This window comes from Micromonospora sp. WMMD710 (assembly GCF_029626045.1).
Classification (GTDB): domain Bacteria; phylum Actinomycetota; class Actinomycetes; order Mycobacteriales; family Micromonosporaceae; genus Micromonospora.
Genome location: NZ_JARUBD010000001.1, coordinates 980,365 through 996,356 on the forward strand (window position 1 = coordinate 980,365; position 15,992 = coordinate 996,356).

Below are 15,992 nucleotides of genomic sequence, written 5' to 3' on the forward strand. Positions count from 1 at the left end.
CCCGACCACGCTACCGAGCGCCCGGCCGACCCACCGACCCGTTTACCTGTCGCAGGGGGAAGGCAGAATCACATTCGTGCTGGTGGCGGTGGTGGCAGACAAGCGTGGCGGGGGAGACCTGCGTCCGCTCGACGCCGCCGGTCGGCCGGCCGGCCCGATCGAGACCGTCAGCGACCTCGCGGCGGCGATGGCCGCACGGGAGGCCGCCGAGCATCCGCGATGGGTCTGGGCCGGCGCGGGCGCGATCTATCCGGCGCTGCTGCGCGCCGGCGTGCGCGTCGAGCGGTGCCACGACGTGGAGCTGACCGAGGCGCTGTTGCTCGGGCACGCGGGCCGCTGGGGCGAGCCCCGCTCGCTGGCCGCCGCCTGGGCCCGACTGACCGGCGGGCCGGTGCCGGCCGACCCGCCGCCGCGCGCCGCCGCGCCCCCCGGGCACGGCCAGGGCGCGCTCTTCGACACGCTGCCCGGCCCGCCGGGCCCGGGCATCGAGGCACTGACCCAGGTGTACGCCGACCAGCTCGCCCGGGTCGCCACCACCGAGCACCCGGGCCGGTTCCGGTTGCTGGTGGCCGCCGAGTCGGCCGGCGCGCTGATCGCGGTGGAGATGGGCGTCGCCGGGCTGCCCTGGCGGGCCGAGGTGCACGACGCGATCCTCGCCGAGCTGCTGGGTGAGCCGTCCCCGGTGGGCGGCCCGCCGCGGCGGTTGGCCGACCTGGCCGGCCGGATCGCCGACGCGTTCGGTGTACGCCACCTGCACACCGACTCCCCGGCGGAGCTGCTGAGGGCGTTCGCCCGGGTCGGGGTGGAGCTGCCCAACACCCGCGCCTGGGTCCTGCGCGGCGTGGACCACCCGGCGGTGCCGCTGGTGCTGGAATACAAGGAGCTCTACCGGATCTGGACGGCACACGGCTGGTCCTGGCTTGAGCAGTGGGTGCGCGACGGGCGGTTCCAGCCGGAGTACGTGCCGGGTGGGGTGGTGTCCGGCCGCTGGGCCACCCGGGGCGGCGGGGCGTTGCAGATCCCGAAGGTGATCCGCCGCGCGGTGGTGGCCGATCCGGGCTGGCGGCTGGTGGTGGCCGACGCCGGCCAGTTGGAGCCGCGCGTGCTGGCGGCGGTCTCCGGTGACGCCCGGTTGGCGGCGGCCGGTGGTGCCGGCGATCTCTACGCCGCGCTCGCCCGGGACTCCTTCGGTGGTGACCGGGCCCGGGCCAAGGTGGCGCTGCTGGGTGCCATGTACGGGCAGACCGGCGGGGCGGCGGTGCCGGCGTTGGCGGTGCTGAAGCGCAGCTACCCGACGGCGTTCGGTTTCGTCGAGGCGGCGGCACGTACCGGCGAGGCGGGTGGGCTGGTGCGTTCCTGGCTGGGGCGGACGTGCCCGCCGGGGACGGCCGGGTTCGGTGATCTCGACGACGCGTCGGTCGATCCGGACGGGGCGGTCGATCCGCAGGGTCCGCGGGCGCGGGCCGCCCGGTCGAGGGGCCGGTTCACCCGCAACTTCGTCATCCAGGCCACGGCCGCGGAGTGGGCGTCGACGTTGCTGGCGACACTACGGACGGAGCTGTCCGGCAGCGAGGCCGAGCTGGTCTTCTTCCAGCACGACGAGGTGGTCGTGCACGCCCCGGCGGGCGAGGCCGAGGCCGTCGCCGAGGCCGTCAACCAGGCGGGGGAGCGGGCGTCGGCGTTGCTCTTCGGTGCGACGCCGGTCCGTTTCCCGCTGGATCTGTCCATCGTCGACTGCTACGCCGACGCGGCCTGACCGGCGGTGCCGTCTCGCCGGTGATCGACCTGAGGTCGCCGGGATGTGTAACGGTTGCACTATTTCTCCTTTTCGCCCCGCCACCCGCGGGCGGCCGTCCTCGTTGCAGTGTCCGTAGGAGGGGCCGACCGGTCACGGTCGGTTCCGTGCTGGAGGGGGCGCAGCTGAACCGCATCGCAGCAATGATCATCGCCGCAGGCGGGGGACGACGGATCGGTGGTCCCGAGGCACTGCTGCACCAGGGCGAGAAGCCCCTGGTCAACCAGATGATCGACACGATGACCGAGGCCGACTGCGAGCAGATCGTGGTCGTGCTGGGCGCCGCCGCCGAGCAGGTCCGGGAGACCGCCGACCTGGGCAAGGCCACCGTTGTGATCAACAAGGCGTGGGGCACCGGGGTCGGCTCGTCGATCCGGGCCGGCCTGGCCGCGATGGACGACGAGGGGATCGAGGCGGTGGTCGTGGTTCCGGTCGACATGCCGGGCCTGACCCCCGCGGCGGTTCGCCGGGTGACCGCGCTGCCGTACCCGGACGTGCTGGTCTGTGCCACCTACGACGGGCTGCGCGGCTACCCGATGCTGTTCGGCCGCCGGCACTGGCCCGGCATCGCCACCCTGGCCAGCGCCGACGTGGGCGCCCGACCGTACCTGCTGGCTCACAAGGACCAGATCGTCGACATCGCCTGCGACTCGGTGGCCGACGGCAGCCGGGTCGACACCCCGGAGCTGATGGCGCTGTACGGCCTGACCGTCCCGCCGCAGCGGGTAGGTGTCTGAGCGGTGCCAACTGGTCGGGGTTGCGGTCTTGCCCATCAGCCACCCGCTGATGATGGCCTGGGCCCTCAAACGTAGGCGGCACTGTCGGCAAGCTGACGGCATGGCTCCGTGGGATTGCCTCGGCACCCGCCCGGCCGAACTGCCACCATGGCGTCCAGTCCGTCCAGTCTGTCCAGTCCGTCCAGACGGGAGGCGACGTGGCACCACTGCACCGACCGAGCCTGTTGATCGGCGCTGCCTCGGCCGTTGTGGCCCTGGCAGTCGTGCTGCTGCTGGCAACGCCGGGCTTCGCGGTCACCTGGCCCTGGGGTCCGCCGAGCAACAAGGATCCGCAGACCGTGATGGTCAGAGGCTCGGTCTCATGCTCGTCGGTAACGAGCCTCTCGGACGGCTACGGCGGCAGCCCAGCCCTGCTCAAGATGAGCGATGGCAACGTCTCCAAGACCCTGCACTACCCGTTCAAGTTGCAGCATTCGCGATTCGGATCGATCTACCGCCCGCCCTACTTCACCGGCTACGAATTCATGGCCACTGTCCCGGCGAAGTCCGACAAGACCACGATCAAGTGGAATTTGGAGTGCCGCGATCAAAACGGCAAAGCCGGCTCCAAACACAACGGCGCCTTCAGCGTCGGTCGCAAGGACCTGTCCCGCACCATCTGCTCCTACAGTGGCCTGACCAACCCGTGCAGTGGCACCGAAATCCGCGAAAAGTCGGCCGCCTGCGCCTTCAGCGTCCTGACCGCGGGACTCGACAATGACGCGCTCAGCTTGGCGGTAGTTATGGACGACGCCCAGAATGGCTGGTCCCTGCAGGACTATCTGAACAGCGCGGGTCTGGCTCATCCGCTGGTCGGCCTGATCGTCGGCTGCGCCCCGATCGTCCTGCCCAACGCCAACCCAGCGCCGACCGTCAAGCCGACGGCGGCCGCCCCGCTACCGACGCTGACCGTGCCGCCGCTGAGGCCGCTGCCGACCACCCAGACTCCGAAGCGGCAGACGCCGCCCCAGGCACCCTCGCCGCCCCCGCCCCCGCCACAGGCTCCGGTCCAGGTGGCCCTGACCGTCCACAATCTTGCCACCAGGGGTGCTACCGGCATGGGCGAGGACCCGGTGCCGGCCTACCTGACCACCTACCCGGAAAGGTCGTGCAGCAAGAAGGGCTGCAACATCGGCGGAACCGATCGGCGTACGGGCGACACCTACAAGCCGGCCGTCTGTCAGACCCAGGGCCCACGCACCACCAACGGCAACGACTCCGACCCGGCCGACGACACCAACCCGCAGCTGTACACCTCGACCCGGTACTACGGCGTCCGGTTGGACGGCCGCGTCGGCTACATCTCCGAAGTCTGGATCCAGCCCAGCCAGCGGGGCGGTCTCGGTCTGCCCCAGTGTTGACCTTGGGGCTGGACTGTCCTTGATCGTTGGCAGCTGAGCGACTCGACGCGCCGAGCGCCGCACCGCTGAGCTGCCACCGATCGCCGTTTCGATCATGAGTGGCAGGGCGGCTGGGCGCTCCCGCGCCGGCAAGCCTGGTGGACGATCGTCGTTCAGGCTTGCCGGCGCGGAGAGATCGTTAATCTACCGGCTGGTCCAGCTCGCCGGTGGCGGCGAGCCGCTGGTACCAGTGGGCGCTGTCCTTCCAGGTACGGACCTGGGTGTCGTAGTCGACGCGGATGATCCCGAAGCGGCGGTCGTAGCCGTAGCCCCACTCGAAGTTGTCCAGCAGCGACCAGACGAAGTAGCCCCGGACGTCCGCGCCCTGCGCCCGGGCGTCGGCCATCGCGCCGATGTGCCGGCGCAGGTAGTCGATGCGCCGATCGTCGTGGATCCGGCCGTCGGCCGACACCACGTCGTCGAACGCCGCGCCGTTCTCGGTGATCATCATCGGCTGGCTCGGGTACTCGCGGCGCAGGCGCAGCAGCAGCTCGGTCAGCGCCGGCGGGTCGATGTTCCACCCCATCGCCGTGTACGGGCCGGGCTGCGGCAGGAAGTCGACGTGCTCGGCGGCCACCCACGGCGTCGAGGTCGAGGCGCCGTGCCCGTCGGCGTCGGAGCGCGGCGACACCCCGTCCCAGGCCCGGACGAGGGTGCTGGAGTAGTAGTTCACCCCGAGCACGTCCAGCGGCATCGCGATCAGCTTCTCGTCGCCCTCGCGCACGAACGACCAGTCGGTCACCGACGCGGTGTCGGCGAGCAGGTCGGCCGGGTACGCACCGTCCAGCATCGGGCCGAGGAACGCCCGGTTGGCCAGCGCGTCGATCCGGCGGACCGCGTCGGCGTCCGCGGCGGAATCCGAGGCCGGCCGGATGACGTGCAGGTTCAGCGTCACCGACAGCTCGGCGGCCGGGGCCAGCTCGCGGACCACCCGCCCGGCCAGACCGTGCGCGAGGTTGAGGTGGTGCACCGCGGCCAGCGCCGCCGCCGGCTCGGTGCGGCCCGGCGCGTGGACGCCGGAGGCGTACCCCAGGTACGCGGAGCACCACGGCTCGTTCAGCGTGGTCCAGGTGTGCACCCGGTCGCCCAGCGCGCCGACGATGCCGGCCGCGTACTCCTGGAAGCGCAGCGCGGTCTCCCGCGACGCCCAACCGCCGGCGTCCTCCAGCTCCTGCGGCAGGTCCCAGTGGTACATGGTCGCCACCGGGCGGACCCCGCGCTCCAACAGCCCGTCCACCAGCCGCGAGTAGAAGTCGATGCCGGCCTGGTTGAACCGGCCCGACCCACCCGGCTGCACCCGGGGCCAGGAGATGGAGAACCGGTACGCGCCCAGACCCAGCTCGGCGATGTGGTCCAGGTCCTGCTGCCACCGGTGGTAGTGGTCGGCGGCCACGTCGCCGGTGTCGCCGTTCAGCGTCCGCCCGGGTGTGTGGCTGTAGGTGTCCCAGATGGACGGGCCACGGCCGTCCTCGGTGGCAGCGCCCTCGATCTGGTACGAGGCGGTCGCCGACCCCCAGAGAAAACTCTCCGGGAAGTGGTGTTGCGTCATCGTTCTGTCCCCTGGATCTCGCAGATGTATCCCGTCGAGGCGCCGGCGACCAGTTCGGCGCTGGCCGTGGCACCGTCGTAGCGCACCTCGAACTCGGCGCCCGGACCGTGCCCGGGAGACGGTACCCGTACCCGGGTCCGCTGCCCCGGCGCCGGTGCGTAGAGCCGCAGCCGCACGTCGTCGGCCCACTCGTAGTCCGGTCGATCGGTGCGGGAGCCGAACGGGATGACCGCGCCGGGGCGGGCCAGCACCGGCAGGCTGTCGTACCCGTGCTTCTCGGTCACCCACGCCGGCCCGGTGAGCTGCGCGCCGGTGACCAGGTGCGTCCAGGTGCCGGCGGGTACGTAGAAGGTGACCTCACCGTCGGCGCTGAGCACCGGGGCGACCAGCACGTCCGAGCCGAGCATGTACTGCCGGTCCAGGTGCGCGGTGGCCGGGTCGTCCGGGAACTCCAGGACCATCGGGCGCATCATCGGCGTACCGTCGCGGTGCGCCTCCTGCGCGGCGGCCGCGAGGTACGGCATCAGGCTGAGCTTGAGCTGGGTGAAGTGCCGCAGCACGTCGACGGCCTCGTCGTCGTACGCCCACGGCACCCGGTACGAGCCGGAGCCGTGCAGCCGCGAGTGCGAGGAGAGCAGCCCGAACGCGACCCACCGCTTGAACACCGCCGGGTCGGGCGTGCCCTCGAAGCCGCCGATGTCATGGCTCCAGTAGCCGAAGCCGGACGCGGCCAGGGACAGCCCGCCCCGCAGCGACTCGGCCATCGCCACGAACGTCGACTCGCAGTCGCCGCCCCAGTGCACCGGGAACTGCTGCCCACCGGCGGTGGCCGAGCGGGCGAACAGCACGGCCTCACCCTCCCCACGTTCGGTCTCCAACAGCTCGAAGACCGCCTTGTTGTAGAGGTAGGAGTAGTAGTTGTGCATCCGCTGCGGGTCCGAGCCGTCGTGCCACACCACGTCGGTCGGGATGCGCTCGCCGAAGTCGGTCTTGAAGCAGTCGACGCCCATGTCCAGCAGCGCCTTCAGCTTGCCGGTGAACCAGCGGACCGCGTCCGGGTTGGTGAAGTCGACGAGCGCCATGCCGGCCTGCCACTTGTCCCACTGCCAGACCGAGCCGTCCGGGTTGCGCACCAGATAGCCGGCCGCGCGGCCCTCCTCGAACAGGTAGGAGCGCTGCGCGATGTACGGGTTGATCCAGACGCACACCTTCAGGTCGCGCTCGTGCAGCCGGCGCAGCATCCCCTCCGGGTCTGCGAAGGTCTCCGGATCCCACACGAAGTCGACCCAGTGGAACTGGCGCATCCAGAAGCAGTCGAAGTGGAACACCGACAACGGCAACCCACGCTCGGCCATCCCGTCGACGAACTCGGTCACCGTCTTCTCGTCGTACGAGGTGGTGAACGACGTGGACAGCCACAGCCCGTACGACCAGGCGGGCACGCGTGCGGGCCGGCCGGTCAGCGCGGTGTAGCGGCGCAGCACGTCCTTCGGGGTGGGCCCGTCGATGACGTAGTAGGTGAGGGTCTGGCCCTCGACGCTGAACTGGGTCTGGGTGACGACCTCGGAGCCGACCTCGAACGACACGTGCTCCGGGTGGTCGACGAACACCCCGTAACCGGCGCTGCTGAGATAGAACGGCACGTTCTTGTACGCCTGCTCGCTGGCGGTGCCACCGTCGGCGTTCCAGATGTCGACGGTCTGGCCGTTCTTGACGAACGGGCCGAAGCGCTCGCCCAGCCCGTACACCGTCTCACCGACGCCCAGCGCGAGCCGTTCGTGGACGTGCCGGCGGCCCTCGGCGTCGGTGACGACGCCGATGCTGCGTCCCGTGGACGCGGTGACCAGCCGGTCGCCGTGCAGGAACTCGACCCGCCAGCCGTCGACGAGCGCGACGCGGGCGGTCAGGTCGCCGGTGGTCAGCGACGCGCTGAGGCCGGTGACGTCCACGGTGACCGGGTGCGCGTCGTCGGTGTTCAGCCCGAAGTGCGGCTCCCGGGGGAGCCCGCCGGTGTGGTGGGCGATGGTGACCCCGACGACGCCGGCGGCGGGCGTGAAGAACCGGACGGTCACCACGGGCCGGTTGAGGGTGTCGCCGCGTCCGGTGATCTGACCGGTCGGCGCGAAGACGGTGAACCCGCGGTCGTCCGGCTCGACCGACTCGACGGTGCCGGGGCGCAGGACACTGACACCGGGGCGCAGTTGCCAGTACCCGTCGGTGAACTTCACTTCTCGGCTCCTGCCGTGATGCCGCGCGCGAGGGTGCGCTGGAAGATGAGGAAGAAGAGGATGGCCGGCACCAGGCTGATCAACGCGCCCGCGTTGGTGGTCGGGGCGTCCATCAGCCGGTCGCCCTGCAACGACGCGAGCGCGACCGGGATGGTCTGCGTCTGGTTGTCGATGAGCATGACCAGCGGGATGAGGAACTCGTTCCACGTCCAGATGAAAAAGAAGATGAGCAGCACCGCGAGGGTGGGCCGCAGGTTGGGAAAGACCACCCGCCACAGCACCGTCCACTTGCCGGCGCCGTCGAGCGCGGCGGCCTCCAGCAGCGAGCGCGGGAACGTCCCCAGGACCGAGGCCAGCAGGTAGGTGCCGAACGCGCTCTGGATCACGGTGAAGATGATGATCACCGAGAGTCGGGTGTTGTAGAGGCCGATCTCCTTCACCACGTAGTACAGCGGGTAGATCAGCGCCTCCTGCGGCAGCATGTTGGCCAGCAGGAACAGCCCGACGATCCACAGCCGGCCACGGACCCGACCGATGCCCAGGGCGTACGCGTTGAGCAGCGAGACGGCCACGCCGAGGACCGCCACGGACCCGGCGATGAGGGCCGAGTTCCACAGCTTGAGCGGGAAGTTCACCTCGGTCCAGTACGTCCGCAGACCTTTGGTGTAGAACTCGCCCGGCCAGCTCAGCGGCCCACCCGACGAGTAGTCACCGGGCGATTTGAACGCGTTGAGCAGCATGAACGCGAACGGCACCAGCATGACGAGCGCGCCGAGGGTGACCAGGGTGAGCACCACCCAGCGGCTCGCGCCACGGTGGTGCCGGTCGCGTACCGGCCGACCGGCCGGCGCGGGGGCTTCGGTGATCATGACGGCCATCTCAGAACCCCCGGTCCCGACGCTCGCTGCGGGCCTGCATCCCGATGAAGACACCGGCGACCACCACGATGATCACCGTGAGCACGGTGGAGATCGCGGAGCCGTAGCCGACCTGGAGCTTCTTGAAGAACGTGTAGTACGCGAAGTACGACGGCACGTTGGTGGCGTTCTCCGGACCGCCCCGGGTCAGGGCGAAGATCGGCCCGAACACCTTCAACGCGGCGATGGTGCAGGTCAGGGCCACCACGAAGGTCTCCGGCCGGATCTGCGGCAGGGTGATCGCCCGGAACCGATGCAACCAGCTCGCGCCGTCGACCTCGGCGGCCTCGTACAACTCGGGGTCGACCCGCTGCAGCGCCGCCATGAAGACGACCACGGGGTAGCCGATCTGCACCCAGATCATCACCGCCATCACGGCCGGCAGCGCGGTGTCCGGGTCGCCGAGCCAGTCGTGGCGCAGCGCACCGAGGCCGACCGCGTCGAGCAGGCCGTTGAACGCGCCGTCGGGGCGCAGGATCCAGCCCCAGACGATGCCGGCCACCACGACGGGCAGCACCTGCGGGAGATAGAACGCGGCCCGCAGCGCGGCGGCCGTGCGGGGCTTGAACCGGCGGCCGATGACGTCGAAGAGCACCGCGGCGAGCAGCAGCCCGAGCAGGGTGGGCAGCACGACCATCGCGATGATCATCGCGACGGTGTTGCGGAACGACGCCCAGAACACGTCGTCGTGCAGCAGCTGCTGGTAGTTGTCCAGGCCCACCCAGGTCGGGTCGCCGACGCCGGACCACTTGGTCAACGACAGGTAGCCGGTGCCGACCAGCGGTGCGCCGATGACCAGGATGAACAGCACCGCTCCGGGGAGCAGGTAGAGCCAGTACGCCGCGTTGCGGCCGCGAGGTCCGCGGCTGGGCGGGGGCGGGGTCGCCGCCGGCTGTGTGGGGGCGACGGTCTCGGAGACTGCCATGGAAGATCCTTCCCAGCGGGGCGGGCGGGCGCGCCGGTCGTGCCGGTCACGCCCGCCGCTCACCGTGTCACTTGCCGGTGATCTCCTTGACGCCATCGGCGTACGGCTTGGCGATCGTGTCGAGCACCTGGTCCGGGGACTTGGACCCGTTGATCAGGCCCTGGAAGCCGCCGACCAGTACGTCGTAGAAGCCGGGCACCGGCCAGTCCGGGTAGAACGCCAGGCCGTCGGACTTGCTGACCGTGTTGAAGTCCTCGATCAGCTTGCGGTCCTTCGGGTCGCTGATCTTCGCGGGGTCACCGGCCACCGGGACGCCACCGTTGTTGCCGATCAGGTCCTGGATCTCCGGACGCAGGGTGATGTCGATGAAGTCGTACGCCAGGCTCTTGGCCTTGCTGTTCGTCGGGACCACCCAGAGGTTGCCGGAGGAGCCGGCCTGCAGGGTGTTGCCCGGGAAGAGGAAGGTGTCCCAGTTGGCCTTCATCTCGGCCTTGAAGCGGCCGTACCACCAGCTGCCCGAGACGATCATCGGGGTCTTGCCGGCGATGAACGCGGTGCCCATGTCCTCGGCCTTGAGGCTCGCCGAGTCCTTGGCGACGTAGCCCTTGCGGACCCACTCGGCGAAGGTGTCCGCGCCGTACTTCAGCGGGTCGGCCTTGAAGTCGACCGGGTTCTTGTAGAGCTGGTAGTTGTCCACGAACTGCCGGTCGGCCTTCGAGAGGGCCAGCTGGTAGAACAGCTGCCCGGCCGGGTACTCGGCACCGGCCATGCCCAGCGGGGTGACGCCCTTGCCGACGAAGGTGTCCATCGCGGCAGTCATCTCGGCCATGCTGGTCGGGACCTTGACGCCGTTCTGCTGGAACAGGTCCTTGTTGTAGTAGACCGTCACGTACTCGCCGTAGTTGGGCACGCCGAACCAGTTGCCCGTACCCATCACGCCCTTGTCGCTGTACCGGGCGGTGGTCTGCAGGCTGGGGCTGAGCTTGCCGGCCCAGCCGCGCTTGTCGGCCTCGGCGCTCAGGTCGGTGAGCAGGCCCTGGGAGGACAGCAGGCCGGCCGTCGCGTTGCCCTTGTTGTACTCCATGATGTCCGGGCCCTCGGACGAATTGATGATCATGCCAGCGTTCTGCTGGATCTGCTCGAACGCCTTGCGCTCGAAGCGCACCTCGACGCCCGGGTGCTCGGACTTGAAGATCTCGATCGCCCGGTTCCAGCCGACCCCCATGGCGCTGTTCTCGCTCTCGTAGTGCCAGAGCTTGAGGGTCTTGGCGTCGCTGTTGTCCCCGTTGTCACCACCGCCGCAGGCGGCCACGGTGGTCGTCGCGGTCGCCGCCAGGGCGATCGCGGCGACGATCCGGTGGAATCGCTGCATTGCTATCCTCCTCGTTGAGTATCTAGCGGTACTTCACTGGGCCCGTCGTCGCGTTGCAGCGCGGCGGCGGGCTGTTTTTACTGGTCAGCCCCCATCGGTTGGCGGCTTCGCGGCGCGGCCGTCGATCCGCGGATCTCCAGCGCGCACGGCAGCAACTGCTGATGACGCCCTCCGGCGGGGCCGTCCAGATGGCGCAGCAGCGCCTCGATCGCGATCCGGCCGAGCGCCGATCCGGGTGACGTCATCGCGGTCAGCGCCGGGGTGGCCAGCTCGGCGACCTGCGGCGAGGTGACCATCGAGACGACCGAGACGTCGTCGGGCACCGACAGCCCCCGCCCGGTCAGCTCGCCGAGGATGCCGAAGATCGCGGTCTCGTTCATGGCCAGCACGGCGGTCAGCTCCGGCGCCTGCGCGAACGCCGCGGCCAGGGCGGCCCGCCCGCCGGCGGCGCTGTCCTCGGCCGCGATCATCACGGGCTCCAGGCCGTGCCCGGTCATCGCCGAGACGAAAGCGTCCTTGGTACGCAGCGCCGGGCCGTAGCCGCTGGCCAGCGTGGCGGCGGAGTGGTTGACGTACACGATCCGCCGGTGCCCCAGGCCGACCAGGTGCGCGACGGCCTCCCGCACGGTCTGCTCGAAGTCGATGTCGACGTAGGAGAGCGCGCTGGTGTCGCCGGTGCGGCCGATCAGGACCAGCGGTACGCCGGCCTCCTGGAGCACCGTGACCCGCTCGTCGGCGAGCTGCACCTCCATCAGCACGACACCGTCGAGCATCCGCTGGGTGGCCAGCCGCCGCAGGTCGTCGAGATCCCCACCGCCGACCGGCGAGAGCACCAGGTGGTAGCCGGCGGTGCTGGCCGCCGCGGCGGCGCCGGTGACGAAGGCGGTTTCGGTCGCACCCAGGCCGCGCTCGTCCATCGGCATCAGCAGGCCCAGGATCCGGCTGCGCCGGCTGGCCAGGCCGCGGGCCATCGCGTTGGGCTGGTAGTCGAGCTCCGCCATGGCGGCGAGCACCTTGTCCCGGGTGGCCTGGGAGATCGGGCGGGTGCCGGTGAGCACGTACGACACGGTGCTGACCGAGACCCGGGCGAGGCGCGCGACGTCGTGCATGGTGGCCACCGCGCACCTCCTCCGGCCAGGCGTGGGACCGCTCCCGAATCTTCGTCGAAGCGGTTCGACGAAGCGGTTCGACAGGACGCTAGGCCACCTGTTACGGCGACGTCAATAGCCGATGTCGAAAAGAATTCACCGCCGTGCGCGTGGCCCTCCCGCGCCGTGCGCGTGGCCCTCCCGCGCCGTGCGCGTGGCCCTCCCGCGCCGTGCGCGTGGCCCTCCCGCCCCAAGATCGCGCTCGATCCTGGATGTAGTCCCCTCGGGCCGCTGGGGAGGCCACTACTTCGAGGATCGAGCGCGATCTTGGGGGTGGGAGGCGGGAGACGTCGCGCGGGGGACGGGGGCGGCGCGCGGGTGGCGGGTCGTGGTTGCGGTGACCCTGGGGGGAGGGGGTGGGGTCAGGAGAGGTCGAACAGGGCGGCGGCGCTGTTCCAGCAGACCGCCCGCAGCCAGTCGTCGCCGAGGTCCAGCCGGGCCAGGCCGGTCAGCTGGTCGGCGTACGGGTAGGGGATGTTCGGGAAGTCGCTGCCCAGCAGCACCTTGCCGGCGAGCCCCAACTCGCGCAACCGGGGCAGCTCGTCACCGGGGAATGGAACGAACCGGTCGAAGAAGGGCGTGAACGCCATGGTGGTGTCCAACCGGACCCGCTCGTACGTCTCCGCAAGGTCCAGGAAGGCCCGGTAGTCCGGGGCGCCGAGGTGTGCCACCACCGCCGTCAGCCGAGGATGGCGGGCGAGCAGGGCGGCGAACGGGTCCGGCCCGGTGTGCGCGGTCCCCACCGGGGCGTGCCCGGCGTGCACGACCACCGGCACCCCCGCGTCGGCCAGCGTCCCCCAGACGGCATCCAGCATCGGATCCGTCGGTGCGAAGCCGCCCACCTGCAGGTGCACCTTGAACAGCCGGGCGTCCCCGGCGAGCGCCGCCTCGACGTAGCGCGGGGCGGCCGGCTCGGGAAAGAACGTGGCCGAGGCCAGGCAGCCCGGGGTGGCGCGGGCGAACTCCAGCGTCCAGCGGTTGAGCTCCGCCGCCATGTCCGGCCGGTGCGCGTACGCCAACGCGCTGAATGCCCGCACCCCGAGCCGGCGCAGGTGCGCGACCCGGTCGGCGTCGCTCCACCGGTAGCGGATCGGCCAGTCGGTGCCGACCAGGGGCCCCGCCGCGTCGAAGTACGCCCACACCCGCCGCAGCAGTCGCGGCGGAAGGAAGTGCACGTGTACGTCGGCGAGCCCCGGCAGCCCCAGTGCGCGCCAGAAATCCGGCACCCGCTCGTCGGCCTGCGGAGGTGACGGCGCGGCCGGGTCGGTCATATCTCGATGTTGAACCGTTGCAGCACCGACGGTGCGATCAGGCCCGCCGTGGCGAGGACCGCCACGACCGTCAGCACTGCCCGCAGCACGACCACCTCGGCCTTGCTGCCGGTACGCAGGGCGATGCGGTTCGGCAGGCCGATCATCGTCCACATCCGTCGCTTGATCGGGACGGGCCAGAGAATCGGCACGCCGGCTCTCGTGATCATGTCGCCGAGGATGTGCACGAAGCAGCCCACGCCGACGGCGGTGCCGATCAGCGGATAGCCGCGCCCACCCGGCAGGTTGGCGAAGGTGAACCAGGCCGCGCCCGCCGACGCGAGGGTGATGATCACCCAACCGGCCCGTTCGGCCCACTCGTCGAACAGGCCGCGCATCGCCAGGCCGAACATGAAGAACAGGATGGTGATCACCGCCCACTTGCCGTACGCGGCGCAGAGCGCGGTGGTGCCCCACCCGACCAGCACGGTGAACGGAAGCGTGTGGGTCAGCGTCCGGTGGCCGTTGTTGCGGCGCGGATCCTTGCTGAGTTTCGTGGCGTAGTAGACCCCGAGGGAGATCTTCTCCATCACCTCGGCGGCGAACAGCGAGAAGACGCCGAACGTGCGGGCCACCGTCGCCCCACCCTGGTTCTTGGTCACCTTGCCCGACATGTCGAGGTCCGGAAAGAGCGCACCACCCGCGCACACCGCGGTGCCCACCGCCAACGCGAGCGGCGACTGGTGGTAGTCGGCGAACTGGTCCAGCGCCCAGGACCCGGCCAGCCATACCGCCGCGCCGGACAGCGCGTGCGACGGTCCCATCATCTCGGCTCACCCTCCCCAGGGATCTTGAGCGCCCAAAACTACGCCACTGTAGTCAGCGTCGGCGCCGCAGGGGCATCACCCGGTCGGTCCACAACGGATGGTGTCAGAGAGCGGGGGTGAAGCTCTGCCGGATCATCGGCAAGTATGCCGCGTTGACCTGCCAGTCGAACTCTTTTGTCAACCACGAGACGGTGTACGAACGCCCGGCCGACGTGTTGGCCAGCAGGCGGAAGCTGTGCACCTGGTCGCCGGCGGCATTCTCCCACCGGCACTCCCACGCCGCCCCGCCGTCGAAGATGTCCATCGCGGAGATGTCGAACCGGTGATAGCCCGGCAACGCGTCGCTGGCGGTGAGCCGAGCCTCCTCGGCCTTCCAGTGCGCCACCGGGTCGGGGCGCGACGGCCCTGCCTCGACACTGAGCACCCGTGCCCCACCGACCTCGCGGAAGCAGGTCACCGCACCCTCGGTCCAGCGCGCCCAGCCCACCGGCACGGCGATCCGGAACCCGGCCGGGTCGTCGTGCCACGTCCAACCGTCGAGCAGCCCGTACCGCCCGTCGGCCGGCGGCGACGAGGGCGGCACCGGGGTTGCCGTCGCGGGCGGAGGCGTCGAGCAGGCGAACGCGGCCGGGCGGGTGGTGGCCGCGCCGCCGCCGGTGCCGGACGGCGGTGTCCGGTCGGTGTCGCGGGCCACCAGCGCCCACGTGAAGCTGCCGGCGATGACGAGTGCGACGGCCGCGCCGGCCAGGCCGATCACCATGCCCCGCCGGCCGGAGTGACGGCTGGGTGGCGCCGGCGGACCGCCGAGCGGGTCGACCGGTGTGTGCGCCAGGGCCCGGCCGGCGCTGCGTACCGCCGCCACCGCCGAGGACCGGGCCGGGCCGCTGGGTTCGTCCGGGGTCGCCGCAGCGCCGCGCAGCAGCGCCTCCGCCTCGGCGGCGGTCAACCGTCGCCAGGGATCGCGCTGCAGCAGGCCGGTGAGCACCGGGCGCAGCGGCCCGGCGCGGCGCATCGGGTCCGGCGGTTCGGTGGCCAACGCGCTGAGCGTCGCCATCGCGTTCGACCGGGCGTACGGCGACTGGCCCTCGACGCTCGCGTAGAGCGTCGCGCCCAACGACCACAGGTCGGTACGCGGGTCCGACACCCCTTCGCGCGCTCGTTCCGGGGCGACGAACTGCGGCGAGCCGAGCACCGTGCCCGGCCCGGTCATCGCCCCGTCGCCGCCGTCGAAGGTGGCCAGCCCGAAGTCGGTGAGCACCACCCGCCCGTCGTCGGCGACCAGCACGTTGTGCGGTTTCACATCGCGGTGCAGCACGCCGGCGCTGTGCGCGGCCCGCAACGCGGCCAGCACCGCCAGCCCGATCCGGGCGGTGCGCTGCGGGCTCAGCGGGCCCTCCGCGCTGATGATCTGCTGCACCGACCGGGACGGCACGTACTCCATCACGATCCAGGGGCTGTCCCGGTCGTGCACCACGTCGTAGATGCGGACCACGTTCGGGTGGTTGAGTCGAGCGGCGGTGCGTGCCTCGCGCAGCGTCCGCAGCCGCAGCTCCTCGCGCTCGGCCTCGGCCAGCCAGGACGGCAGCACGACCTCCTTCACCGCGACATCGCGGTGCAGCATCTCGTCGCGTGCCAGCCACACCCGGCCCATTCCGCCGGTGCCGACCAGGTCGCGCAGCCGGTACCGACCCGCGATCAGCAACTGCTGCACGGTCGCTCCCCCTCGGTCACCCCGAGTTACACGATAGCCACCGAAGGCGGGTTTCTCATCCGCTGAGCGGCCTCGATCCACGCCGGACGGTGGT

12 protein-coding genes are annotated in these 15,992 nt (G+C 70.9%); 3 read left to right on the forward strand and 9 right to left on the reverse strand.

Features of this window, described 5'->3' with window-relative positions; genetic code table 11:
* The first annotated feature begins 46 nt into the window (after window positions 1-46).
* The 3 genes from O7620_RS04610 (at window position 47) to O7620_RS04620 (ending at window position 3,932) form a co-directional block, all read left to right on the forward strand.
* Window positions 47-1,756: a bifunctional 3'-5' exonuclease/DNA polymerase gene (locus O7620_RS04610; RefSeq protein WP_278126862.1), complete on the forward strand. Its 1,710-nt coding sequence runs from the start codon at window positions 47-49 to the stop codon at window positions 1,754-1,756.
* 182 nt (window positions 1,757-1,938) lie between these two features.
* Window positions 1,939-2,532 carry a nucleotidyltransferase family protein gene (locus tag O7620_RS04615; protein ID WP_151492857.1) on the forward strand — a complete coding sequence of 198 codons (594 nt, stop codon included), beginning with the start codon at window positions 1,939-1,941 and terminating at the stop codon, window positions 2,530-2,532.
* Between the two features lie 197 nt (window positions 2,533-2,729).
* Window positions 2,730-3,932, forward strand: a complete 1,203-nt coding sequence (locus O7620_RS04620; RefSeq protein ID WP_278121985.1) for a hypothetical protein — start codon at window positions 2,730-2,732, stop codon at window positions 3,930-3,932.
* Between the two features lie 178 nt (window positions 3,933-4,110).
* On the opposite strand, the gene O7620_RS04625 is transcribed toward O7620_RS04620, so the two are convergent.
* From O7620_RS04625 to O7620_RS04665, 9 genes are all read right to left on the reverse strand, one after another.
* Window positions 4,111-5,520 carry a GH1 family beta-glucosidase gene (locus O7620_RS04625; protein WP_278121986.1) on the reverse strand — a complete coding sequence of 470 codons (1,410 nt, stop codon included), beginning with the start codon at window positions 5,518-5,520 and terminating at the stop codon, window positions 4,111-4,113.
* Window positions 5,517-7,748 (reverse strand): alpha-xylosidase, encoded by a 2,232-nt coding sequence (gene yicI / locus O7620_RS04630; RefSeq protein ID WP_151493068.1) that lies wholly within the window; start codon window positions 7,746-7,748, stop codon window positions 5,517-5,519. Before yicI ends, O7620_RS04625 begins: the two co-directional genes overlap by 4 nt.
* A complete protein-coding gene (locus O7620_RS04635; protein WP_347403753.1) occupies window positions 7,745-8,617 on the reverse strand; it encodes a carbohydrate ABC transporter permease in 873 nt (290 codons plus the stop codon). The genes yicI and O7620_RS04635 overlap by 4 nt, the downstream gene beginning before the upstream one ends.
* Before the next feature lie 10 nt (window positions 8,618-8,627).
* Window positions 8,628-9,590 (reverse strand): sugar ABC transporter permease, encoded by a 963-nt coding sequence (locus O7620_RS04640; protein WP_278121988.1) that lies wholly within the window; start codon window positions 9,588-9,590, stop codon window positions 8,628-8,630.
* Window positions 9,591-9,657: 67 nt separating this feature from the next.
* Window positions 9,658-10,962, reverse strand: coding sequence for an extracellular solute-binding protein (locus tag O7620_RS04645; protein WP_278121989.1), 1,305 nt, complete (start codon window positions 10,960-10,962; stop codon window positions 9,658-9,660).
* A 77-nt stretch (window positions 10,963-11,039) separates the two neighbouring features.
* A complete protein-coding gene (locus O7620_RS04650) occupies window positions 11,040-12,071 on the reverse strand; it encodes a LacI family DNA-binding transcriptional regulator (RefSeq protein WP_278126864.1) in 1,032 nt (343 codons plus the stop codon).
* A gap of 401 nt (window positions 12,072-12,472) precedes the next feature.
* Complete coding sequence (locus tag O7620_RS04655) at window positions 12,473-13,381, reverse strand: amidohydrolase family protein (protein ID WP_278121990.1); 909 nt, start codon at window positions 13,379-13,381, stop codon at window positions 12,473-12,475.
* Window positions 13,378-14,187 carry a metal-dependent hydrolase gene (locus tag O7620_RS04660; protein ID WP_278121991.1) on the reverse strand — a complete coding sequence of 270 codons (810 nt, stop codon included), beginning with the start codon at window positions 14,185-14,187 and terminating at the stop codon, window positions 13,378-13,380. The genes O7620_RS04655 and O7620_RS04660 overlap by 4 nt, the downstream gene beginning before the upstream one ends.
* A gap of 103 nt (window positions 14,188-14,290) precedes the next feature.
* The gene (locus O7620_RS04665) at window positions 14,291-15,898 is read right to left on the reverse strand and encodes a serine/threonine-protein kinase (RefSeq protein ID WP_278121992.1); all 1,608 of its coding nucleotides are present in this window, start codon (window positions 15,896-15,898) and stop codon (window positions 14,291-14,293) included.
* Between the last annotated feature and the right edge of the window lie 94 nt (window positions 15,899-15,992).

Coding starts and splice junctions, on each gene's coding strand:
- O7620_RS04655 (WP_278121990.1), bottom strand. CDS start 13,381: ATGACCGACCCGGCCGCGCCGTCACCTCCGCAGGCCGACGAGCGGGTG.
- O7620_RS04660 (WP_278121991.1), bottom strand. CDS start 14,187: ATGATGGGACCGTCGCACGCGCTGTCCGGCGCGGCGGTATGGCTGGCC.
- O7620_RS04645 (WP_278121989.1), bottom strand. CDS start 10,962: ATGCAGCGATTCCACCGGATCGTCGCCGCGATCGCCCTGGCGGCGACC.
- O7620_RS04650 (WP_278126864.1), bottom strand. CDS start 12,071: ATGCACGACGTCGCGCGCCTCGCCCGGGTCTCGGTCAGCACCGTGTCG.
- O7620_RS04635 (WP_347403753.1), bottom strand. CDS start 8,617: ATGATCACCGAAGCCCCCGCGCCGGCCGGTCGGCCGGTACGCGACCGG.
- O7620_RS04615 (WP_151492857.1), top strand. CDS start 1,939: ATGATCATCGCCGCAGGCGGGGGACGACGGATCGGTGGTCCCGAGGCA.
- O7620_RS04640 (WP_278121988.1), bottom strand. CDS start 9,590: ATGGCAGTCTCCGAGACCGTCGCCCCCACACAGCCGGCGGCGACCCCG.
- O7620_RS04625 (WP_278121986.1), bottom strand. CDS start 5,520: ATGACGCAACACCACTTCCCGGAGAGTTTTCTCTGGGGGTCGGCGACC.